The organism is Nitrospirota bacterium (assembly GCA_013388455.1).
In the GTDB taxonomy this organism is placed as follows: domain Bacteria; phylum Nitrospirota; class Thermodesulfovibrionia; order Thermodesulfovibrionales; family SM23-35; genus JACAFF01.
In genome coordinates this window covers 34,854-56,015 of record JACAFF010000024.1, presented here as the reverse complement: position 1 = coordinate 56,015, position 21,162 = coordinate 34,854, and the positions used below count along the sequence as shown (strand labels likewise).

Genomic DNA, 21,162 nt, shown 5'->3' with positions numbered 1-21,162 from the left:
CCTGGAGACAATGTAAACCTGACAGTTGAGCTTATATCTCCTATAGCTATGGAGAAGGAGTTAAGGTTTGCAATCAGGGAAGGTGGAAGGACTGTAGGTGCAGGTGTAGTTACTGAGGTAATAGAATAAAAAAATTAGCAATGTAAAAATATAAAAGTGAGACAATAGTGAATCAGAAGATAAGAATAAAATTGAGAGCTTATGATCACAGGTTACTTGACAGGTCTGTTAAGGAGATTGTGGATACAGCCCAGAGAACAGGGGCAAGGATATCAGGACCAGTGCCCTTACCAACAAGGATAAGCAGGGTTACTGTTCTTAGATCGCCTCATGTGGATAAAAAATCAAGAGAGCAATTTGAAATCAGAACTCACAAACGGTTAATAGATATTGTTGATCCAACTCCACAAACTGTCGATGCTCTTATGAAACTTGAACTTGCAGCAGGGGTTGATGTTGAAATAAAACTTTAACATTTAAAAATTAGGACCTTATATATAAGTTTGAAAATATATATAAAATATAAATATTTAAGGTAAAAAATTATGGTTGGGATATTAGGTAAAAAAGTTGGAATGACTCAGATATTCACAGAAGATGGGAAAGCATGTCCTGTGACTGTAATTGAGGCTGGTCCATGTTGTGTTGTTCAGGTAAAAACTATTAAGAAAGATGGATACGAGGCTGTAAAATTAGGATTTATAGAGATAAATGAAAAGAAATTGAATAAGCCAACATTAGGTGTTTTTAAAAAGGCAGGGGTTAAACCATATAGAATATTGAGAGAGTTTCCTTTAAGCGGACTTAAAGTTGGAGATATTATAACGGTTGAGCAATTTTCAAAAGGTGAGAAAGTTTCTATATCTGGTGTTTCAAAAGGCAAGGGATTTCAAGGTGTTATGAAAAGACACCATTTTTCAGGAGGTCCTGGTTCACATGGTTCGATGTTTAATAGGGCACCCGGTTCAATTGGTGCAAGTTCTTTTCCTTCAAGGGTTTGGAAGAATCAGAAACTTCCAGGGCATATGGGCAGTGAAAACGTGACTGTTAAGAATCTTGAGATAATCGATGTGAGACCCGATCAGAATCTTCTCCTTATAAAGGGTGCGGTTCCCGGTGCAAGAGGTCTTTTTGTAGAAATCAGGAAGGATGAGTATGCCAGAGATTGAAGTAAAGGATAGAAATAATAATACTGTTGAGAAAATAACTTTGAATGATGGTATCTTTGCTGTTTCAGCGAATATGGGAGTGATTCACGAAGCTATCGTGAATTTTCTTGCAAATCAGAGACAGGGGACTGCTGCTACAAAGACAAGGGGAATGGTTAGAGGTGGCGGGAAAAAACCGTGGAGACAGAAACATACTGGCAGAGCAAGGGCAGGGAGTATCAGGTCACCTTTGTGGCGTGGTGGTGGAACTGTATTTGGACCTCAAGTTAGAGACTATTCCTGTGCACTGCCTAAAAAACAAAAAAGACTTGCATTATTATCTGCAATAAATGAAAAGATTTCAAATGGTGAAGTTGTTGTAATAGATGAATTATCATTAGAAAAGCCAAAGACAAAAAATATGATAGAAATATTAAAAAACTTTGGGTTTGAGAAAAAAAGCGTTCTCATCGTAATTCCCGAAAAAGACGATGCAATTTTATTATCAACCAGAAATATTCCTGGTGTAGATGTCACAAGAGTGATGGATCTGAACACATATGACGTTATTGTTCATGATATCCTTTTAATGACAAAAGATGCAATTAAACGGTTAGAGGAGATAAAGGGATAGTGGAAAAACTTTATAACATAATTAAGAAGCCACTTTTTACGGAGAAGGGTGGTAATCTTAAAGAAAGAGAAAATAAGATACTTGTTGAGGTATTTGCTGATGCCAACAAGATTGAAATAAAAAAGGCAATTGAAGAGATTTTTAAGGTTAAAGTAGAAAAAATTTCTACTTTAAATATAAAAGGTAAATTTAAGAGATATGGAAGGTCAATTGGAAAGAGGCCTGATCGGAAAAAAGCAATCATTACCTTAAAAAAGGGAGAGAAACTTGATTTTATTGAGGGAACATAATGGGTATTAAAAAATTCAACCCTACATCACCAGCCAGGAGATTTCAGAGTGCTTCTGACTTTGCAGATATAACTAAAGATAAACCATATAAACCATTGCTTAAGTCCCTTAAAAGGACTGGAGGGAGAAACAATATAGGTCATGTTACTGCCTGGCATAGAGGTGGTGGAAACAAAAAGACATACAGGGTCATAGACTTTAAAAGGGATAAAATAGGAGTGCCTGGTAAAGTTGCATCTATTGAGTATGATCCGAATCGGTCAGCAAGGATCGCTCTTATTAACTACCGAGATGGTGAAAAAAGATACATAATAGCACCTGTGGGGTTACAGGTAGGAGAAGAACTGGTATCAGGAAAAGGTGCTGAAATAAAAGTAGGAAATGCTTTACCTTTGAGTGATATGCCCTTAGGAACATTTATTCATAATATCGAGATAAGACCTGGAGAAGGGGCAAAACTTGTTAGAAGTGCAGGCACTTCAGCACAGTTAATAGCCAAAGAGGATGATTATGTTCAGGTCAAGCTTTCATCAAATGAGGTGCGTCTAATTCCATCAAGCTGTATGGCAACAATAGGACAGGTTAGTAACATGGATCATGAAAACATATCTTATGGAAAAGCAGGTAGAATAAGAGCACTCGGAAAGCGGCCGCATGTTAGAGGTGTTGCTATGAATCCTATTGACCATCCACTTGGTGGAGGTGAGGGAAAGGCTTCAGGCGGAAGGCCAGCGTGTACGCCATGGGGAAAACCCGAGGGTGTAAAAACAAGACATAATAAGAGAACTGACAAGTTTATTTTTAAGAGGAGGAAGTAAGTTGCCGAGATCTTTAAAAAAGGGTCCATTTGTTGATGAAAAACTGATGAAGAAGGTAAAGGCTATGATTGAAAGTGGAGAGAAGAAGCTTATTAAGACATGGTCGAGACGATCAACAATTGTACCTGAATTCATAGGATATACTTTTGCAGTGCATAATGGTAAAAAATTTATTCCTGTTTATATAACAGAGAATATGGTAGGACATAAACTTGGGGAATTTGCACCGACAAGGACATTTAGAAGCCATGCTGGTGCTGAAAAAGTAGCAACTCCAAAAGGATAAAAAGAGGATGGAAGCTAAAGCAATCTTAAAATATGCAAGGATTACACCGAGGAAAGCACGCAGGGTTGTTGATCTCATAAGAAATAAAAGTGCTGGAGATGCTCTTGTGTTTCTTAAGTTTATGCCTTACAGAGGCTCAAAATTTATTGAAAAGGTTCTTAAATCGGCTATGGCGAATGCAGAACAAAAGAAGGTTGTAAATCCAGAGGATATGATGATTGTTAAGGCATTTGTTGATCAGGGGCCTGTAATGAAAAGGGTTGAACCGAGGGCAATGGGGAGGGCAAATATGATAAAGAAAAGAACTTCCCATATAACCTTAATCTTATCTGAAAAGGAATGAGCAGGAGGTAGATTTGGGTCAAAAGACGCATCCTATAGGGAATCGGCTGGGAATTATAAAAAACTGGGACTCGAGATGGTATGTCAAACGAGGATACAACGAACAGCTTCTTCAAGATATCAATATAAGAAGAACTCTTAAGCAAAGACTCTTTCATGCTGGTGTCCCTAAAATAGAAATAGAAAGAACAGGCCAGAATATCAGGATAATTATTCATACAGCAAGACCTGGCATAATTATTGGCAAAAAAGGAACAGAGGTCGAAAAGCTCAGAAAAGAACTCAAGCAGATGGCTGGTAAAGAAATAGCTATCGATATCAAAGAGATAAGGAAACCAGAGATAGATGCTCAACTTGTAGCTGAAAATATAGCACTTCAACTCGAAAAAAGGGTAGCGTTCAGACGTGCTATGAAAAAATCTGTTGCTTCTGCTCTAAGATTTGGAACGCTTGGTGTTAAGGTAGCTTGTTCAGGCAGACTCGCTGGAGCCGAAATAGCACGTTCCGAATGGTACAGGGAAGGACGGGTTCCTCTTCATACATTCAGAGCAGATATTGGTTATGGATTTGCACAGGCCAGAACGACCTATGGTATTATTGGCGTTAAGGTATGGATGTATCATGGTGATATAATGCCTGAAAGCACAGCTAAGGAGTTGTAATTTAATTATGTTAATGCCCAAAAAAGTTAAATTCAGAAAAATGCAGAAAGGTAGAATGAATGGTAAAGCATATAGTGGTTCAACTGTTTCTTTCGGAGAATATGGATTAAAGGCACTCGAACCAGGATGGATCTCAAGTGCACAGATTGAAGCTGCAAGAATTGCAATTACAAGACATGCTAAAAGGGGTTGTAAGTTGTGGATTCGCATTTTTCCTGATAAACCAATTACCAAGAAGCCTGCTGAAACAAGGATGGGAAAAGGTAAAGGAGCACCAGAATATTGGGTAGCTGTGGTAAAGCCTGGAAGAATTATTTATGAAATGTCAGGAGTAAACGAATCTACTGCTAAAGAGGCTATGAGGCTTGCCTCTCATAAGTTGCCTATTGCTACACGGTTTGTAAAGAGAAATGAGGAGGTTTTATGAAGCCATCCGAGCTTCGAGCGTTGACAATAGAAGAGCTTAAACAAAAGGAACAGGATTTAAGGAAGGAACTCTTTAATTTAAGATTTCAACAGGCAACTGGTGAAATAGAAAATCCAAAGCGTATCCATTTTGTGAAAAAGGATATAGCAAGGGTTTTGACCCTAATTACTGAGAAGTCAAAAAATATACGAAGTCTTGAGAAAGCAATAAGATAGAGGAAAGAAGAGGGATAGATGCCTAAGAAGATTTATACAGGTAAAGTAATCAGTAACAAGATGGATAAGACAGTTGTTGTTGCTGTCACAAGACTTTTTCAGCATCCTATTTATAAGAAAACAGTGAAGAGGATAACAAAACTAAAAGCACATGATGAAAATAACAAATGTAAAGTTGGAGATATTGTAAAGATTATAGAAACAAGACCACTAAGCAAAGAGAAAAAGTGGATGGTAATAGATTAGAGGCTGATTGGGAGTGATGAAATATGATTCAGTTGAGGAGTATGCTCGAAGTAGCAGATAATTCAGGTGCTAAAAAAGTTCAATGTATCAAGGTTCTCGGTGGATTTCATAAAAGATATGCACGGCTTGGAGACATTGTGGTTGTCAGCGTAAAGGAAGCATTGCCTGACAGCAACATTAAAAAGGGAACCGTTGCAAAGGCAGTTGTGGTAAGAACAAAAAAAGAGCATAGAAGATCTGATGGTTCTTATATACGTTTTGACCAAAATGCTGTTGTTCTTATAAACGCACAGGGTGAACCTGTTGGTACAAGAATTTTTGGGCCTGTTGCAAGAGAGCTTAGATGGAAAGAATTCACAAAAATTATCTCACTGGCACCAGAGGTTTTATAGGAGATATATGGGTCTAAAGATAAAGAAAAACGATACGGTTCTTGTTATTGCAGGAAAGGAAAAAGGTAAAAAAGGAAGGGTTCTCTCAGTGTATTCAGCAAAGAATATGCTTCTTATAGAGAAGATTAATATGATTAAAAGACATATGAAACCTTCAAAAAAATATGCACAGGGAGGAATTATTGAAAAAGAGGCACCTCTTCATATATCGAATGTGATGTTAATCTGTCCAAAATGTGATAAACCCACAAAGATTGGGAATACTTATTTAGAGAATAATAAGAAGGTGCGTAGTTGTAAAAAATGCAATGAGGTGATCGACAGTTGATAATGCCAAGACTTAAAGAGAGATATCTAAAAGAGATTGTACCTAAAATGATGAAGGAATTCTCATATAAAAATGTAATGGAAGTTCCTAAGATAGAGAAGATTGTATTAAATGTAGGCCTTGGTGAGGCTATACAAAATATAAAATTACTTGATGCGGCCCAGAAAGAACTTGGTGCCATAACCGGTCAGAAGGCAGTTATTACAAAAGCAAAGAAATCAATCGCATCGTTCAAATTAAGGAAAGGCACTCCAATCGGTTGTAAGGTTACACTTCGTGGGAAAATTATGTATGAGTTTCTTGATAGATTTATAAATATTGCGTTGCCAAGAATCAGAGACTTTAAAGGCGTAGCAGGAAAGTCTTTTGATGGAAGAGGGAATTATAATATAGGTATAAAAGAACAATTCATTTTTCCTGAAGTAGAATACGATAAGGTAGAAATGGTTCATGGGCTTGATATTACAGTATGCACAACAGCTAAGACTGATAAAGAAAGTAAAGCCCTTTTGCGCTATTTCGGTATGCCCTTCAGGAACTGATGATAATATAAGTTGGTTTGAGGAGTGAAGAATGGCAAAGATTTGTATGATGGAAAAGGCTAAAAGACCGCCAAAGTTTAGGGTAAGGGCACATAATAGATGTAAATTGTGCGGTAGACCAAGGGCTTATTTACGTCGATTTGGCATATGCAGAATTTGTTTCAGAATGTTAGCACTTGAAGGCCAGATACCTGGTGTTATAAAAGCGAGCTGGTAATTCACATAAACCTTAGGGAGGTTGAATGTTAACTGATCCAATTGCAGACATGCTTACAAGGATTAGAAATGCAATCCGTATCAAGGCGGAAAAAGTTGATATCCCCATTTCTAAGATGAAGATTGAGATAGCAAAGATATTGAAAGAGGAAGGTTTTATAAGAGCATATAAAATTCTGAAAGATAGAAGACAGGGCATTCTCAGAATAATTCTGAAATATACGGATAATGAATGCGTTATTACGGGATTGAAAAGAGTGAGTAAGCCGGGTAGAAGGGTTTACTCAGGAAAAAAAGAGATACCTAAAGTAATGGGCGGACTCGGAATAGCAATTATGACAACTTCAAAAGGGATTTTTAGTGATAAGGTATGTAGAAGGGAAGGAATTGGAGGAGAAGTTATCTGTTATGTGTGGTAAAGGAGAATAGACCAAGATGTCAAGAATTGGTAAAAAACCAATACAGATACCAGAAAAAGTTCAGGTAGACATAAACAATAAGATTATTCACGTGAAAGGGCCTAAAGGTGAATTGAACTGGAGATGCCCTGACAAGATATCAGTTTCAGTAAATGATAGCTTTGTGATTATTCAGCGCTCTGGTGATTCAAAGGCTGAGCAAGAACTCCATGGACTTACAAGAAGTATGATATCAAATATGATTATTGGTGTATCTCAGGGTTATCAGAAAGTACTTGACATCGTTGGAGTTGGCTATAAAGCTCAAGTATCCAGCGATAAGATTATTCTGTCACTTGGATATTCCCATGTTGCCGAATTTCAATTGCCAGAGGGTATTAAAGCCTCTTTAGATCCAAAACAGACTCAGATTACACTTACCGGCATCGATAAGCAGCAACTCGGACAAGTAGCCGCCAGCCTCAGAGCATTAAGGCCACCTGATGCGTATAAAGGAAAGGGTATCAGGTATAATCGTGAAAGAATTAAATTAAAGGTCGGGAAAGCGGGAAAGAAATAGTTTAAGGAGGTAGAGTTGTCAGAATTTACAAAAGAAGCTAAAGAGCGGCGTCATAAAAGGATAAGGAAAAAGGTTATCGGGACTCCTGAAAGGCCCAGATTATCTGTTTATCGGAGTTTAAATCACATATATGCCCAGATAATAGACGACTCTAAAGGACATACAATAATTAGTTCATCAAGTCTTGATAAAGAATTTGCAGATGAAAAGTCACATAAAGGCAATAAGAAGATGGCAAAATTAGTAGGTGCACTTATAGCAAAGAAGGCTATTGAAAAAGGTATTAGAAAGGTTGTGTTTGATAGGGGTGGTTATCTCTACCACGGAAGTGTCAGAGTGCTCGCTGAATCTGCAAGGGAAGCAGGATTAGATTTTTAGGAGGTTTTGTGCAGAAAATCTATACGGAAGAACTGAATTTAAAAGATAAGGTTATATATATTAACAGAGTAGCAAAAGTAGTTAAGGGTGGAAGGCGCTTTTCATTTACCGCTCTTGTTGTTGTTGGAGATGGAGAGGGAACAGTTGGTGTAGGAAAGGGTAAGGCATCAGAAGTTCCTGAGGCCATAAGGAAAGCTATAGAGCAAGCAAAGAAGTCACTTATAAAATTCCCAATCAAAGATGGAACAATACCGCACAGGGTTATCGGAAGATTTGGATCAGGGATTGTTGTAATAAATCCTGCTGTTAAAGGAACGGGCATTATAGCAGGAGGAGCTGTAAGAGCCATTCTTGAAGTTGCAGGAGTTCAGAATGTGGTTTCTAAATCTCTTAGGAGTCATAATCCATTCAATTCTGTTAAAGCAACTCTGAATGGGCTTAAGAGCTTGAAAGACCCTGATAGTGTTATAAAAATAAGGGGTAAAGGTGAAGAGGAACCCCAGGAGGTGTCATGAGGATTCAGGATTTAAAACCTGCTGATGGTAGCAGAAAAAGGAAGAAGAGAGTTGGAAGAGGAATAGGATCGGGTCATGGCAAAACCTCTTGTAAAGGTCATAAAGGACAGAAATCCCGCTCAGGTGGAACTAAAGGGCCGGGGTTTGAAGGTGGTCAGATGCCATTACAGAGGCGGCTTCCAAAGAGAGGATTTAAAAACTATTTTAAAAAAGAATACGCTTTTATTAATTTGAAAGATATAAGCAAAATTGAAGACTTAGATACAATCACACCTGAAATTCTTTTTGAAAAAGGTATAATAAAAAAGTTAAAGCACGGGCTCAAAGTGCTTGGAGAAGGTGAAATAAACAGACCTATTACAATAAAGGCAGTTGCATTCAGTGCTTCTGCGCTTTCCAAGATAGCCGCAGCAGGTGGTAAAGCAGAGGTAGTATAGACTTTGGGTATTCTCTCAAGTTTTCAGAACATATTTAAAATACCTGAATTAAAGAGTAGAGTGCTATTTACATTAGCTCTTCTTGCTGTTTATAGAATTGGAGCTCATATCCCTACTCCTGGAATTAATGGGGAGGAACTCAGTAAGTTTCTTGCAGAAAAAGGTGGGGCACTCATGGGTTTCTTTGATATGTTCTCAGGAGGAGCTCTTTCAAGGGTAACAATTTTTGCTCTTGGGATAATGCCTTATATTAGTGCTTCTATTATTTTACAACTTTTAACTGTTGTTATCCCTGCTATCGGAAAACTTGCAAAAGAGGGTGAAGCAGGTAGAAAAAAGATTGTAAGATATACAAGATATGGCACTGTTATTATAAGCGCTATACAATCTTTTGGAATAGCAGCAGGGCTTGAGGGCATGGCTGGTGGTGCATTTGTTCAAAATCCAGGGTGGTCATTTAGATTGATGACAATGATTACTCTAACATCTGGAACAGCTTTTATTATGTGGCTTGGTGAACAAATTACAGAGAGAGGCATAGGGAACGGTATATCTCTGATTATATTTGCAGGGATTGTGGCGCGGTTCCCGAATGCCATTATTAGTACAATAAGGCTCATACAGGCAGGTGAAATATCAATCTTTTTCGTAATATTCCTTATTATAATGATGATAGCGGTTGTTGCTGCTATAATTTATATTGAGCGTGGACAACGGAAGCTTCCTGTTCAATATGCAAAAAGGGTAGTAGGTAGAAAAGTCTATGGAGGGCAATCGACACACCTTCCATTAAAAATTAACACTTCTGGAGTTATCCCTCCGATTTTTGCCTCTTCGATTTTGATATTTCCTGCTACAGTAGCAGGTTTTATAGCAATACCATGGGTACAGGCAATAGCAAGACAGCTTGCTCCTGGTACTATTCTTTATTCAGTGCTTTATGTAGGTATGATATTCTTTTTTGCATATTTTTATACTGCTATTATTTTTAATCCTGTTGATATTGCAGATAACCTTAAAAAATATGGCGGATACATACCCGGAATAAGGCCTGGACAAAAAACATCTGAATATATTTACAGGGTGTTATCTCGTTTGACATTTGTTGGTGCTTTATACCTTGCAATTGTATGTATTATCCCTGAAATTCTTATTAGCCGGTTTCATGTGCCTTTTTATTTCGGTGGAACTTCTCTACTAATAGCAGTCGGTGTAGCTTTAGATACTGTATCACAGATAGAATCCCATTTGATCACGCGTTCATATGAAGGATTTCTCAAAAAGGGCAGGATAAAGGGAAGAAGGGGATAGGAATTTAAATAAATAGATGGTTATTTTGAAATCAGAAGAAGAGATAGAAAAGATTGCTCAGGCATGTCTGATAGTTGCAAAGACTCTGAATTACATTAGCGATAAAATAAAGCCAGGCATTACAACAAAAGAAATTGAGCGGCTTGCAGAGATTTTTATTATAGAAAACGGCGGGCTCCCTGCATTTAAAGGATATAGAGGGTTTCCGGCGAGTATTTGTACATCCGTAAATAATGAAGTAGTACACGGTATCCCATCTAATAAGATACTGAAAGACGGTGATATATTAGGGATTGACCTGGGTGTTTTCAAAGACGGTTTTTATGGAGATGCTGCTTATACTTTTCCGGTTGGTAAAGTAAATTCAAGAGTTGAAACACTTTTAAGGGTTACTGAAGAAGCTCTTTACAAAGGCATAGAAAATGCGAGGTCTGATAAAAGAGTTTCAGATATATCCCATTCAATACAGAGGCATGTTGAGGAAAATGGTTTTTCTGTAGTAAGGGCATTTGTTGGTCATGGTATTGGGAGAGAATTACATGAAGATCCACAGATTCCAAACTTTGGGTCTCCTGGTCGGGGGCCAAGATTAAGGCCCGGTATGACACTTGCCATTGAACCAATGGTAAACGAAGGTGGGCATGAGGTAGTAATTCTTGATGATGGATGGACAGCTGTAACCATAGATGGTAAATTATCAGCACATTTCGAGCACACTTTACTTGTGACATCAGATGAACCGAGAATATTGACTAAATTAAATTAAAAAAGTTATATTATTCAGTTAATGCCACCAAAAGAAGACAATATAGAGGTTGAAGGTAAAATTGTTGAAACTCTGCCTAACGCAATGTTTAAAGTCGAGCTTGAAAACGGGCAGATAATTCTTGCTTATGTTTCAGGCAAGATGCGAATGAATTTTATAAAGATTTTACCAGGAGATAAAGTTACTGTAGAGTTGTCTCCTTATGACTTAACAAAGGGAAGAATAACATATAGATTTAAATAGCGAAAGAGGATATTATGAAGGTTCGTTCTTCTGTTAAACCAATATGTGCTAAATGTAAGATAATAAAGAGAAAAGGTATTTTACGGATTATTTGTGATAACCCAAGACATAAGCAAAGACAGGGGTAGTAAAAGTAATTTAATTAAAAATCAAATGAAATGAGGAGATGAAAATTGGCAAGGATTGCTGGAGTTGATCTGCCTAAAAACGAACGTGTAGAAATCGGTTTGACGAGAATTTTTGGTATTGGAAGATCTGTATCAAATAAAATACTATCCGAGACCAATATAAATCCTGATAAAAGGGTAAAAGACCTGAGTGATGAAGAGATAGTTAAGATAAGAACTATTATTGAAAGGGATTATAGAGTTGAAGGAGATTTAAGGCGTGATATTTCAATGAATATCAAAAGACTTATAGATATCGGAAGCTATAGAGGACAAAGGCACCGTTTAGGACTTCCTTTAAGAGGACAGAGGACAAGAACTAACGCACGTACACGAAAAGGCCCACGAAAAGCAGTAATGGGCAAGAAAAAAGAGGCATAATAGCATGGCTCAAAGGAAAAAAGGACTTAAAAAGGATAAGAAAAATATAACATATGGTTCTGCACATATTCAGGCTACTTTTAATAATACAATCATTACCATAACAGATCCTAACGGAGATGTTATAACGTGGGCAAGTGCAGGAAATTTAGGATTTAAGGGATCAAGAAAAGGGACTCCATATGCTGCGCAGATTGCGGCTCAATCAGCAGCAAAGAAAGCAATGGATTTAGGCATGAAACAAGTTGATATCTATGTAAAAGGACCTGGAGCTGGGAGGGAGTCCGCAATAAGAGCTCTCCAGGCAGCAGGTCTTGAGATTAATCTCATAAAAGATGTTACACCTGTTCCGCATAACGGATGCAGACCACCAAAAAAGAGGAGAGTATAAGTGGCAAGATATATAGGTTCATTATGCAGAATATGTCGGAGAGAAGGAGATAAATTATTTTTGAAAGGTGACAGGTGTTATACAGAAAAATGTGCTATCGAAAGAAGAAAATATCCTCCTGGACAACACGGTCAGGGTTACAGAAAACTGTCTGATTATGGAGTGCAGCTTAGAGAAAAGCAAAAAGTAAGAAGAATGTATGGAATACTCGAGAGACAGTTTAGGAGATATTTCTCTGAAGCAGAAAGAAAGAAGGGTATTACAGGAGATAAATTACTTCAAATCATTGAGAGTCGGCTTGATAGTATAGTTTATAGAATGGGTTTTGCATCAAACAGGAGAAAGGCAAGGCAGCTTATCGGACATGGTCATATATTAGTAAATGGCAAAAGGGTAAATCTACCATCGTATACAATCAAGGGGGGAGATATAATTGAGGTAAAGGAATCAAGCAAAGATATTCCAGAAATTACAGATAGCATTTCTAAAAGCGAACATAGAGGAATGCCTGCTTGGGTTGAAGTGGATATTGCTAATCTAAGAGGTAAGGTTTTACAGATTCCATCTCGTGAGGATATACAACTGCCTGTTCAGGAACAGCTAATCGTTGAGCTTTATTCCAAGTAAAAATTTTTAAATCAAAATAAAGTACAGAAAATGATAGTAATTAATTCCCAATGGCCAATAATCAAATCGCCATTGTTTTTAAAAATTTTAAAATCAGAATATTTTGATAATTGATATTTTTAAGGACTGATTTTTAAGGACTGATTTATTAGAAGTAGTATTTTATTATCGGAAATAATTGAAGGAGGCCATATGGACCTGAAAAAAATAGGGTTTCAGCTACCCGACGAGATTAGATTTGATGAAGAGACATTAACAGATTCGTACGGAAAACTTATAGCTGAGCCTTTAGAGCGCGGATTTGGGACTACTCTGGGAAATGCCCTGAGGAGGGTTCTTCTGTCTTCTGTTGAAGGTGCAGCAGTAACCGCTGTTAAGATTCCAGGTGCACTACATGAGTTTTCGACTATAAAAGGGGTTAAAGAAGACGTAATTGATATTATTCTCAATATTAAGAAGTTGAGATTCAAATTATATACTAATGGCATACGGATAGCCAAAATTAATGTTAAGGGACCTAAAACAGTTACTGGTGCAGATATTCAGAAGGATGCTTTTTTTGACATATTGAACCCAGAACAAATCATAGCAAATTTAGATAAGGATGCTTTTTTTGAAGCAGAGCTTTACATTAAAAAAGGAAAAGGATATGTTCCTGCTGAATTAAATAAAGAGGAAGACCTGCCAATGGGGGTGATTCCTGTTGATTCTGTTTTTACACCTGTAAAAAAAGTAAATTTTACTGTTGAGAAAGCAAGGGTTGGTAGGGAGACTGATTTCGACAGGCTTGTAATGGAAATATGGACAGACGGCAGTATAACACCTGAAAAAACAATTTCAAAAGCAGCTTCTATCATCATAGAACATTTGAATCTTTTTGTGTTGAATGAAGAGGAGATTCAAGAAGAGGTGGCATCTACTGAACCAATTTCTTTTGTAACTCCATCGAACGAAGATCCAGTATTTAACTCCAATCTCCTAAAGAGTGTTGAAGAGTTGGAGCTTTCTGTTAGATCGTATAACTGTCTTAAAAATGCAAATATTAAAACAATTGCTGATCTTGTTCAAAAGACTGAGCAAGAGATGCTCAGGACAAAGAACTTTGGGCGAAAATCCCTGAATGAGATTAAGGATATTTTACATGGGATGGGACTCCGTCTCGGAATGCGGGTTGATTTAGAAGCGTTACAGAAGAAGATGAATATTCAAAATAGTGGAGGTATTGTCCAAAATGCGACATAAAGTTGACGGGAGGTTGTTCGGCAGAACCGCAAATCAGAGAAAAGCCTTATTAAGAGGGCTTGTTAATTCTCTTTTAAGGGATGAGAGAATTGAGACTACCATTGCAAAAGCAAAGGAAGTAAGGAGAATTGCAGAAAAAATGGTTACCCTTGGTATAAGGGGGGACCTTCACGCAAAGCGACTTGCATTTTCTTATCTTTCCAACAGGGATTCTGTTTCAAAACTATTTACCGAAATTGCTCCAAGATTTTCTGGAAGAAATGGTGGGTACCTGAGAATGATTCAGACAAGAAACAGGGTAAATGATTCTGCGCCAATGGCTGTTCTGGAATTTATTGATTATGAGGAATTGAAAAAAACAAAAGACACAAAAAAGAAGTCAGAGAAAAAAGAGTCTGAAAAAACGAAATAACCATTTTAGAAACAAATTATGAAATGAGAAGCTTGAAGAAAATTTTCGTAGCTTCTCATTTTTATTTATAAGTATTATGAAAGTCCTTGTTACCGGAGGAGCAGGCTATATCGGTAGCCACATAGTCAGAACCCTTGGCGAAAAGGGATATGATGTCACAGTCTTAGATAACCTATCTTATGGTAATGAGTGGGCGGTACTTAATGGTAAACTTATAAGAGGTGATCTCGCGGATAAAGAATTCCTTAAAAATATATTCGAAAAAGAGGGGTTTAATGCTGTCATACATATGGCGGCTTTTATATTGGTGGATGAGTCTATTAGAGAACCTCTAAAATATTACAGAAATAATTTTGTTAATTGCCTTAATCTAATTGAAACGTGTATTAAATATCGTGTATCAAAATTTATTTTTTCTTCAACCGCAGCAGTATATGGAATTCCTGAGAGCGTTCCTGTCAGAGAAGATGCTCCTTTGAAACCAATTAACCCTTATGGGGCATCAAAAACTATGGTTGAACAGGTACTGAAAGATGTGTCCTTATGTAGTGACCTGAGATATATCTCATTGAGATATTTCAATGTCGCAGGTGCAGATCCACTTGTTCGTATCGGACAGGCACGGAAAGATGCAACGCATCTTATTACTGTTTCCCTGAGGACTGCACTTGGTAAAAAAAGCCATCTTGATATATACGGAACGGATTATCCTACTCCTGATGGAACCTGTATAAGGGATTACATTCATGTAGATGACCTCTCAGATGCCCACGTACTTGCGCTTGAATATCTTGCTGATGGCGGCGATAGCAATATATACAACTGTGGATACGGTCATGGATACTCAGTAAAAGAGGTTGTTGAACAAGTCAAGAAAGTTACAGGAATTGATTTTCAGGTGAAATACATAGACAGAAGACCAGGGGACCCTCCATCCCTGATCGCAGATTCATCAAAATTGAAAAAAGAGCTTGGCTGGACTCCTAAATATGATAACCTTGAATATATAATTAAGACAGCATGGGAATGGGAGAAAAAAATAAATTCTAAAATCTAAGGTATTTAGACCTCAAAGGCATCCACAATATGTTCTATCTCTTTTTTATTGTTATCACCATACATAATACTCAGTATATCAAATCTTACGGGAGGATCATCGCCCAGTTTTTTCAGATAAAGCAGAGCTAGATTTCTCATTTTTTCTTTTTTTCTTCTGGTTACAGACTCAAAAGGATAACCGAAGGAGTCATTTGCACGTGTTTTAACTTCAACAAAAACTATCGTTTCACCTTCTTTTGCAATAATATCAACTTCACCAATATACGTTTTATAGTTTCTTGCAAGGATGCTGTATCCTTTTTTTTTCAAGAAATTAACAGCGAAATCTTCACCTTTATTGCCAAGAGCTTTCATTGCCCTCAAGTCGCCTAAGCAGTTTTGGTATTCCTTCAATATGACAAATCTCTTTTTGACATAGCAGTTTTAATATTTCTCTGAATGGAGCGAATTCCTCCCATAGGCCCTTTAGATTATCCGAAATTATTTTATTTAAATTTTCTCCTTTCTTGTCCCAGTCAAGAAGAAGAATAACCCTCTCAAACCTTTCTGAAATATCTGAACAAAATTCATATAGTTTTTTCCCATTATGGAGTGTAATTATCTGCCCTACTAATCCTAAAGCCCTTAAGGCTGAAGCGTCTTTTCTCCCTTCAACAATAACTGGCGTTGTTTTATTAACCTCATGAAGATTTTCAATTATTTCTCGTAATCTTTCAGCTCTTTCCAGGTCATTTGCTGAAGGTATATTTCTGTCAGTTTTATTCATTTCAGTATAAGATTTTTCCTAAATTTTATTTATGATAAAGTATACTGGATATTATTTGCAAATTATCATTATATTGAGTTGACTTTAACTAAATTTTCAGATATGTTTAAAACATGGCTATAAAAATAGGTCAATTACTCTTGCAGGCAAATGTTGTAACAGAAGAACAGATTAAGGAAGCAATTACTTTACAAAAAAAGGAAGGCGGAAGACTTGGAACAAATCTTATCAAATTAGGTTATATTACCGAAGAAAAACTTGTTAATTTTCTGAGCAAGCAGTTTAATGTGCCAGCAATAAATCTAATTGATTATAAAATAGATCCATCTGTTTTAAAACTTATTCCACTCGAGATTGCAAGAAAATACCTTATTATACCTGTTGCCCGTGTCGGTGCCACATTAACAATTGCAATGATGGACCCAACAAATGTATTTGCTATAGATGATGTAAAGTTTATGACTGGTTATAATGTTGATGTTGTAGTGGCAGGAGAATCAGCAATTTTAAATGCAATTGCAACCTATTATAAGAAAACAGATGATGCACTTATAGCTTCAAAGAAGTTGTCAGCTAAAGCATTACAGGCGAAAGATTATACTCTTTCTGAAGAGGAATTAAAGGAAGAAGAAATGACGACTTCAATAGATGAAAGTCTTGTTGTTGATGTTGATGAATTTGATAAAGTTGTGGGAGAGGCTCTTGATGATATAGAGGTTGTCGAAGAAAAGGAAGAAGAAGCTGTAAAAGAAGTAGAACGGCCGATTGTAAAACTTGTTAATGGTATACTTATAAATGCGATAAAGGAAAGGGCAAGTGATATACATATAGAGCCATATGAAACTTCCATGCGGGTAAGACAAAGGGTTGATGGCGTTATGTATACTGTTATGAACCTACCTGTAAAGATAAAGAATGCTGTTACATCAAGGTTAAAAATAATGGCAAATCTCGATATTGCTGAACGAAGGCTCCCGCAGGATGGAAGAATTAAGCTAAAGCTTGGGAAAAAAAGAGAAATAGATTTTCGTGTATCTACTGTTCCATGCCTTTTTGGAGAAAGAACTGTTTTGAGAATTCTCGACAAAACAAACCTTCAGGTGGATCTAACAAAACTTGGGTTTGAGGAAGATTCCCTGAAAATATTTATGGATGCACTGGATAAACCATATGGCATGATTCTTGTGACTGGGCCAACAGGAAGTGGTAAGACGACGACTCTATATTCTGCATTAAATTATCTTAATAAAATAGGAGTAAATATTTCCACAGCTGAGGATCCTGTTGAATATAACTTCCTTGGAATAAATCAGGTGCATGTTAAAGAAGATATAGGGCTAACATTTGCAGCAGCACTCAGATCATTTTTAAGACAGGATCCTGATATTATTATGGTTGGAGAGATTCGTGACTTTGAAACAGCCGAGATTGCAGTGAAAGCAGCTTTAACAGGTCATCTCGTCCTGAGTACCCTGCACACGAATGACGCTCCAAGCACTGTGAGCAGATTATTGAATATGGGAATTGAACCATTCCTTGTTTCAGCTTCAGTGATTCTTATTGCTTCCCAGCGATTAGCAAGAAAAATATGTCCTAATTGCAAAGAGGAGGATAAGGTGCCAATTTCTGCTCTAATTCAACTTGGCTTTCCAGAAGATGAAGCAAAAGGTATACAATGTTACAAAGGCAAGGGATGTTCATCATGTAATAATTCTGGATATAAAGGCAGGATAGCTTTATATGAGGTTATGCCACTGTCAGAAGAACTTAAGGAAATGATTCTTGAAGGAGCCTCTGCTGATGAATTGAAAAAAACGGCTATCAGGTTAGGGATGAAGACATTAAGAATGAGTGGCCTGTCAAAAATTAAGAATGGTATTACCACTATAGAAGAGGTTTTGCGTGTTACTTTTGGAGATTAATAAAATTTATATTATTAAGGTATGTTATGGCACCTAAATTAGGTATTTTACTTACAAAATCTAATCTCATCACAGAAGAACAACTTAAGGAAGCGATTGCTTTACAAAAAAAAGAGGGCGGTAAATTGGGAGCAAACCTTATAAAATTGGGTTATATTACTGAGGAAAAATTAGTTAATTTTCTCAGCAAACAATGGGGTATTCCTTCAATAAACCTCGATGATTACAAGATTGAACCATCTGTTTTAAAACTTGTTCCATACGAAATTGCAAGGAAATATCTTATTATCCCAGTTGCACGTTTAGGAGCGACTTTGACAATTGCAATGGCAGACCCATCAAATGTATTTGTTATAGATGATATAAAATTTATGACTGGTTATAATGTTGAGGTTGTAGTGGCAGGTGAATCAGCGATTCTTAATGCAATTACAACGTATTACAAGAGTGCCGGAAGTGCTTTAATGTCATCAAAAGATGGTCCGGCAAAAACATTACAGGCAAAAGACTTTACAATTTCTGAGGATGAATTAAAAGATGAAGTTGTTACTTCAGTCGATGATGAAATTATGGTGGATGTTAGAGAGTTTGATAAAGTTGTGGGAGATGCACTTGACAGCGTTGAGGCATTTATTCCAACAGACGAAGGAATTATAAGAGAAGTAGATGAGCCAGTCGTAAAACTTGTAAATGGTATCCTTATAAATGCTATAAAGGGAGGGGCCAGTGATATACATATAGAGCCGTATGAAAATACATTACGGGTGCGATATCGGGTTGATGGAGTTCTGTTTAATGCAATGAACCTTCCTTTGAAAATAAAGAATCCAATTACTTCAAGAATTAAAATAATGTCAAAACTGGATATTGCTGAAAGAAGACTTCCTCAAGATGGTAGAATTAAGTTAAGACTTGGAAAGAAAAAAGAAGTGGATTTTCGAGTCTCTGTCCTACCCTGTCTCTTTGGTGAAAAGACAGTTCTAAGGATTCTGGATAAATCTAATCTTCAAGTTGATCTCACAAAACTGGGATTTGAAGAAGATTCTTTGAAGAAATTTATGGATTCTTTAAATAAGCCATACGGAATGATACTTGTTACAGGGCCAACAGGAAGTGGTAAGACAACAACACTATATTCGGCACTTAATTATCTTAATAAACCAGGGATTAATATTATGACGGCTGAAGACCCTGTTGAATATAATTTTCTGGGTATGAATCAGGTTCAGATTAAGGAGGAAATAGGACTTACTTTTGCATCGGCACTCAGGGCTTTTTTAAGGCAGAGTCCTGATATTATATTAGTGGGTGAGATTCGTGATTTTGAAACAGCCGAGATTGCAGTGAAAGCAGCCCTCACAGGTCATCTTGTCCTAAGCACTTTGCATACGAATGATGCACCGAGCAGTATAAGCAGATTATTGAATATGGGAATTGAACCATTCCTTGTTTCAGCATCGGTTATTCTTATTGCTGCTCAAAGGCTGGCAAGAAAAGTATGTCAGGAGTGTAAAGAAGAGGAAAAGATTCCTGCGTCTGCCCTTACTCAGCTTGGTTTTTCAGAAGAAGAAGCAAAAACAGTAAAATGCTATAAAGGAAGAGGATGTTCTGTTTGCAGCAATTCAGGATATAAAGGTAGGATAGCATTATATGAGATTATGCCGGTTAGTAATGAAATTAGGGAGATGGTTCTTGAAGGAGCATCTGCGGATGAATTAAAGAAAACAGCGATCAGATTAGGAATGAAGACGTTAAGAATGAGTGGACTCACAAAAGTAAAAGAAGGGGTAACTTCAATAGAAGAAGTATTAAGAGTTACATTTGGAGACTAAATATTTCAGATGTTTAATAAAAATTTGAAATTGTTGAAATTAAAATTTAATATATAATGGAGTAAATTATGGCTACTTTATATGATTTATTAAAGATGATGATTGAAAAGAATGCTTCTGACTTGCATATCACCACCGGAAGTCCGCCAAGATTGAGAATAGATGGAAGACTAATCAATATTGACCATCCGCAGCTTAGTCCTGCTGATACAAAAAGTTTGTGTTATAGTATACTCACAGATGCTCAGAAGCACAGATTTGAAGAAAGCAATGAACTCGACCTTTCCTTCGGTGTTAAAGGTTTAAGTAGATTTAGAGCTAATATATTTATGCAGAGAGGTGCTGTAGCTGGAGCTTTCAGAACCATACCTTTCGAAATAAGGGGTTTTAAGGAACTTGGCCTGCCAGAAATTGTGAATGAGCTTGTAAAAAAACCGCGAGGACTGATACTTGTGACAGGGCCAACAGGAAGCGGGAAGTCTACAACCCTGGCAGCTATGGTGGATAGAATAAACTCAGAGAGGAGTGACCATATAATAACTATAGAAGACCCTATAGAATATTTACACCCTCATAAAAAATGTCTGATTAATCAGCGGGAAGTTAATGCCGATACCGTGTCATTTAAAGCTGCATTGCGATATGTCCTTAGACAGGATCCTGATGTGGTTCTAATAGGTGAAATGCGAGATCTTGAAACAATTGAAGCCGCTCTTACTGTTTCAGAAACAGGTCATCTTACTCTTGCCACATTGCATACTAATTCTGCTGTTCAAACTATAAACCGTATCATTGACGTTTTTCCTCCTCATCAGCAAGAACAGATACGGGTGCAATTATCTTTTGTTCTTGAAGGTATTTTTGCACAGCAACTAATACCCAAAAAGAGTGGAGTTGGTAGAGTCCTTGCTGTTGAACTGCTTGTCCCTAATCCTGCTATTAGAAATTTGATAAGAGAAGACAAGATACATCAAATATATTCTATGATGCAAACAGGACAGGCAAAATTTGGTATGCAGACGATGAATCAATCTTTATACGATTTATATATAAAAGGGTATTTAACGTATGAAGATGCTATAGGGAGATCACCTGTACCCGATGAATTAATTGCAATGATTCAGAAGGGTACTGTAACAACCTCTAGCAAAGGGAGGGCATAAAAGTGGCAACAGTATTTCAATGGTCA

At 37.0% G+C, this 21,162-nt stretch carries 36 protein-coding genes; 34 read left to right on the top strand and 2 right to left on the bottom strand.

Features of this window, described 5'->3' with window-relative positions; translation table 11 throughout:
• From HXY53_06295 to galE, 31 genes are all read left to right on the top strand, one after another.
• The coding region (locus HXY53_06295; GenBank protein ID NWF76169.1) for an elongation factor Tu at nucleotides 1-129 on the top strand (129 nt) is incomplete at its 5' end.
• A 35-nt stretch (nucleotides 130-164) separates the two neighbouring features.
• Entirely contained in the window at nucleotides 165-473 is a 309-nt protein-coding gene (rpsJ, locus tag HXY53_06290; GenBank protein ID NWF76168.1) for a 30S ribosomal protein S10, read from the top strand.
• 69 nt (nucleotides 474-542) lie between these two features.
• Nucleotides 543-1,169 (top strand): 50S ribosomal protein L3, encoded by a 627-nt coding sequence (gene rplC / locus HXY53_06285; GenBank protein ID NWF76167.1) that lies wholly within the window; start codon nucleotides 543-545, stop codon nucleotides 1,167-1,169.
• Nucleotides 1,156-1,782 carry a 50S ribosomal protein L4 gene (gene rplD / locus HXY53_06280; protein ID NWF76166.1) on the top strand — a complete coding sequence of 209 codons (627 nt, stop codon included), beginning with the start codon at nucleotides 1,156-1,158 and terminating at the stop codon, nucleotides 1,780-1,782. Before rplC ends, rplD begins: the two co-directional genes overlap by 14 nt.
• Complete coding sequence (gene rplW, locus HXY53_06275) at nucleotides 1,782-2,072, top strand: 50S ribosomal protein L23 (protein ID NWF76165.1); 291 nt, start codon at nucleotides 1,782-1,784, stop codon at nucleotides 2,070-2,072. The genes rplD and rplW overlap by 1 nt, the downstream gene beginning before the upstream one ends.
• Nucleotides 2,072-2,890 (top strand): 50S ribosomal protein L2, encoded by an 819-nt coding sequence (gene rplB, locus HXY53_06270; protein ID NWF76164.1) that lies wholly within the window; start codon nucleotides 2,072-2,074, stop codon nucleotides 2,888-2,890. The genes rplW and rplB overlap by 1 nt, the downstream gene beginning before the upstream one ends.
• Nucleotide 2,891: 1 nt before the next feature.
• The gene (gene rpsS / locus HXY53_06265) at nucleotides 2,892-3,176 is read left to right on the top strand and encodes a 30S ribosomal protein S19 (GenBank protein NWF76163.1); all 285 of its coding nucleotides are present in this window, start codon (nucleotides 2,892-2,894) and stop codon (nucleotides 3,174-3,176) included.
• Between the two features lie 7 nt (nucleotides 3,177-3,183).
• A complete protein-coding gene (rplV, locus tag HXY53_06260) occupies nucleotides 3,184-3,519 on the top strand; it encodes a 50S ribosomal protein L22 (protein NWF76162.1) in 336 nt (111 codons plus the stop codon).
• Between the two features lie 13 nt (nucleotides 3,520-3,532).
• On the top strand, nucleotides 3,533-4,180 hold the full coding sequence (rpsC, locus tag HXY53_06255; GenBank protein NWF76161.1) for a 30S ribosomal protein S3: 648 nt from the start codon (nucleotides 3,533-3,535) through the stop codon (nucleotides 4,178-4,180).
• Between the two features lie 7 nt (nucleotides 4,181-4,187).
• The gene (rplP, locus tag HXY53_06250; protein NWF76160.1) at nucleotides 4,188-4,607 is read left to right on the top strand and encodes a 50S ribosomal protein L16; all 420 of its coding nucleotides are present in this window, start codon (nucleotides 4,188-4,190) and stop codon (nucleotides 4,605-4,607) included.
• Nucleotides 4,604-4,822, top strand: coding sequence for a 50S ribosomal protein L29 (gene rpmC / locus HXY53_06245; GenBank protein ID NWF76159.1), 219 nt, complete (start codon nucleotides 4,604-4,606; stop codon nucleotides 4,820-4,822). Before rplP ends, rpmC begins: the two co-directional genes overlap by 4 nt.
• 18 nt (nucleotides 4,823-4,840) lie before the next feature.
• Nucleotides 4,841-5,068, top strand: a complete 228-nt coding sequence (rpsQ, locus tag HXY53_06240; GenBank protein NWF76158.1) for a 30S ribosomal protein S17 — start codon at nucleotides 4,841-4,843, stop codon at nucleotides 5,066-5,068.
• Nucleotides 5,069-5,091: 23 nt separating this feature from the next.
• Nucleotides 5,092-5,460, top strand: a complete 369-nt coding sequence (gene rplN / locus HXY53_06235; protein ID NWF76157.1) for a 50S ribosomal protein L14 — start codon at nucleotides 5,092-5,094, stop codon at nucleotides 5,458-5,460.
• Nucleotides 5,461-5,467: 7 nt separating this feature from the next.
• Nucleotides 5,468-5,788, top strand: a complete 321-nt coding sequence (locus HXY53_06230; protein NWF76156.1) for a 50S ribosomal protein L24 — start codon at nucleotides 5,468-5,470, stop codon at nucleotides 5,786-5,788.
• Between the two features lie 2 nt (nucleotides 5,789-5,790).
• Nucleotides 5,791-6,330: a 50S ribosomal protein L5 gene (gene rplE / locus HXY53_06225; protein ID NWF76155.1), complete on the top strand. Its 540-nt coding sequence runs from the start codon at nucleotides 5,791-5,793 to the stop codon at nucleotides 6,328-6,330.
• Between the two features lie 31 nt (nucleotides 6,331-6,361).
• The gene (locus tag HXY53_06220; GenBank protein ID NWF76154.1) at nucleotides 6,362-6,547 is read left to right on the top strand and encodes a type Z 30S ribosomal protein S14; all 186 of its coding nucleotides are present in this window, start codon (nucleotides 6,362-6,364) and stop codon (nucleotides 6,545-6,547) included.
• 25 nt (nucleotides 6,548-6,572) lie between these two features.
• Nucleotides 6,573-6,965, top strand: coding sequence for a 30S ribosomal protein S8 (gene rpsH / locus HXY53_06215; GenBank protein NWF76153.1), 393 nt, complete (start codon nucleotides 6,573-6,575; stop codon nucleotides 6,963-6,965).
• 16 nt (nucleotides 6,966-6,981) lie between these two features.
• A complete protein-coding gene (gene rplF / locus HXY53_06210; GenBank protein NWF76152.1) occupies nucleotides 6,982-7,524 on the top strand; it encodes a 50S ribosomal protein L6 in 543 nt (180 codons plus the stop codon).
• 15 nt (nucleotides 7,525-7,539) lie between these two features.
• Nucleotides 7,540-7,902, top strand: a complete 363-nt coding sequence (locus tag HXY53_06205) for a 50S ribosomal protein L18 (protein NWF76151.1) — start codon at nucleotides 7,540-7,542, stop codon at nucleotides 7,900-7,902.
• Between the two features lie 8 nt (nucleotides 7,903-7,910).
• The gene (gene rpsE, locus HXY53_06200; protein NWF76150.1) at nucleotides 7,911-8,417 is read left to right on the top strand and encodes a 30S ribosomal protein S5; all 507 of its coding nucleotides are present in this window, start codon (nucleotides 7,911-7,913) and stop codon (nucleotides 8,415-8,417) included.
• Complete coding sequence (gene rplO / locus HXY53_06195; protein NWF76149.1) at nucleotides 8,414-8,854, top strand: 50S ribosomal protein L15; 441 nt, start codon at nucleotides 8,414-8,416, stop codon at nucleotides 8,852-8,854. Before rpsE ends, rplO begins: the two co-directional genes overlap by 4 nt.
• 9 nt (nucleotides 8,855-8,863) lie before the next feature.
• Nucleotides 8,864-10,165, top strand: coding sequence for a preprotein translocase subunit SecY (secY, locus tag HXY53_06190; protein ID NWF76148.1), 1,302 nt, complete (start codon nucleotides 8,864-8,866; stop codon nucleotides 10,163-10,165).
• Nucleotides 10,166-10,181: 16 nt separating this feature from the next.
• Nucleotides 10,182-10,931, top strand: coding sequence for a type I methionyl aminopeptidase (map, locus tag HXY53_06185; protein ID NWF76147.1), 750 nt, complete (start codon nucleotides 10,182-10,184; stop codon nucleotides 10,929-10,931).
• 21 nt (nucleotides 10,932-10,952) lie between these two features.
• Complete coding sequence (gene infA, locus HXY53_06180) at nucleotides 10,953-11,174, top strand: translation initiation factor IF-1 (protein NWF76146.1); 222 nt, start codon at nucleotides 10,953-10,955, stop codon at nucleotides 11,172-11,174.
• A 14-nt stretch (nucleotides 11,175-11,188) separates the two neighbouring features.
• The gene (rpmJ, locus tag HXY53_06175; GenBank protein ID NWF76145.1) at nucleotides 11,189-11,302 is read left to right on the top strand and encodes a 50S ribosomal protein L36; all 114 of its coding nucleotides are present in this window, start codon (nucleotides 11,189-11,191) and stop codon (nucleotides 11,300-11,302) included.
• 45 nt (nucleotides 11,303-11,347) lie between these two features.
• Entirely contained in the window at nucleotides 11,348-11,722 is a 375-nt protein-coding gene (rpsM, locus tag HXY53_06170; GenBank protein NWF76144.1) for a 30S ribosomal protein S13, read from the top strand.
• A 4-nt stretch (nucleotides 11,723-11,726) separates the two neighbouring features.
• Complete coding sequence (gene rpsK, locus HXY53_06165) at nucleotides 11,727-12,113, top strand: 30S ribosomal protein S11 (protein NWF76143.1); 387 nt, start codon at nucleotides 11,727-11,729, stop codon at nucleotides 12,111-12,113.
• Nucleotides 12,114-12,740, top strand: coding sequence for a 30S ribosomal protein S4 (gene rpsD / locus HXY53_06160; protein NWF76142.1), 627 nt, complete (start codon nucleotides 12,114-12,116; stop codon nucleotides 12,738-12,740).
• Nucleotides 12,741-12,932: 192 nt separating this feature from the next.
• Complete coding sequence (locus HXY53_06155; GenBank protein ID NWF76141.1) at nucleotides 12,933-13,982, top strand: DNA-directed RNA polymerase subunit alpha; 1,050 nt, start codon at nucleotides 12,933-12,935, stop codon at nucleotides 13,980-13,982.
• The gene (gene rplQ, locus HXY53_06150; GenBank protein ID NWF76140.1) at nucleotides 13,972-14,394 is read left to right on the top strand and encodes a 50S ribosomal protein L17; all 423 of its coding nucleotides are present in this window, start codon (nucleotides 13,972-13,974) and stop codon (nucleotides 14,392-14,394) included. The genes HXY53_06155 and rplQ overlap by 11 nt, the downstream gene beginning before the upstream one ends.
• A gap of 76 nt (nucleotides 14,395-14,470) precedes the next feature.
• Entirely contained in the window at nucleotides 14,471-15,451 is a 981-nt protein-coding gene (gene galE, locus HXY53_06145) for a UDP-glucose 4-epimerase GalE (GenBank protein ID NWF76139.1), read from the top strand.
• A gap of 5 nt (nucleotides 15,452-15,456) precedes the next feature.
• On the opposite strand, the gene HXY53_06140 is transcribed toward galE, so the two are convergent.
• A complete protein-coding gene (locus HXY53_06140) occupies nucleotides 15,457-15,807 on the bottom strand; it encodes a YraN family protein (GenBank protein NWF76138.1) in 351 nt (116 codons plus the stop codon).
• Nucleotides 15,788-16,219: a hypothetical protein gene (locus tag HXY53_06135; protein NWF76137.1), complete on the bottom strand. Its 432-nt coding sequence runs from the start codon at nucleotides 16,217-16,219 to the stop codon at nucleotides 15,788-15,790. The genes HXY53_06140 and HXY53_06135 overlap by 20 nt, the downstream gene beginning before the upstream one ends.
• A 113-nt stretch (nucleotides 16,220-16,332) precedes the next feature.
• On the opposite strand from HXY53_06135, the gene pilB (HXY53_06130) reads away from it, so the two are divergent.
• From pilB (HXY53_06130) to HXY53_06120, 3 genes are all read left to right on the top strand, one after another.
• Entirely contained in the window at nucleotides 16,333-18,141 is a 1,809-nt protein-coding gene (gene pilB, locus HXY53_06130) for a type IV-A pilus assembly ATPase PilB (protein ID NWF76136.1), read from the top strand.
• Between the two features lie 26 nt (nucleotides 18,142-18,167).
• Nucleotides 18,168-19,973: a type IV-A pilus assembly ATPase PilB gene (gene pilB, locus HXY53_06125; GenBank protein ID NWF76135.1), complete on the top strand. Its 1,806-nt coding sequence runs from the start codon at nucleotides 18,168-18,170 to the stop codon at nucleotides 19,971-19,973.
• Nucleotides 19,974-20,041: 68 nt separating this feature from the next.
• Nucleotides 20,042-21,136: a type IV pilus twitching motility protein PilT gene (locus tag HXY53_06120; GenBank protein NWF76134.1), complete on the top strand. Its 1,095-nt coding sequence runs from the start codon at nucleotides 20,042-20,044 to the stop codon at nucleotides 21,134-21,136.
• Nucleotides 21,137-21,162 lie beyond the last annotated feature (26 nt).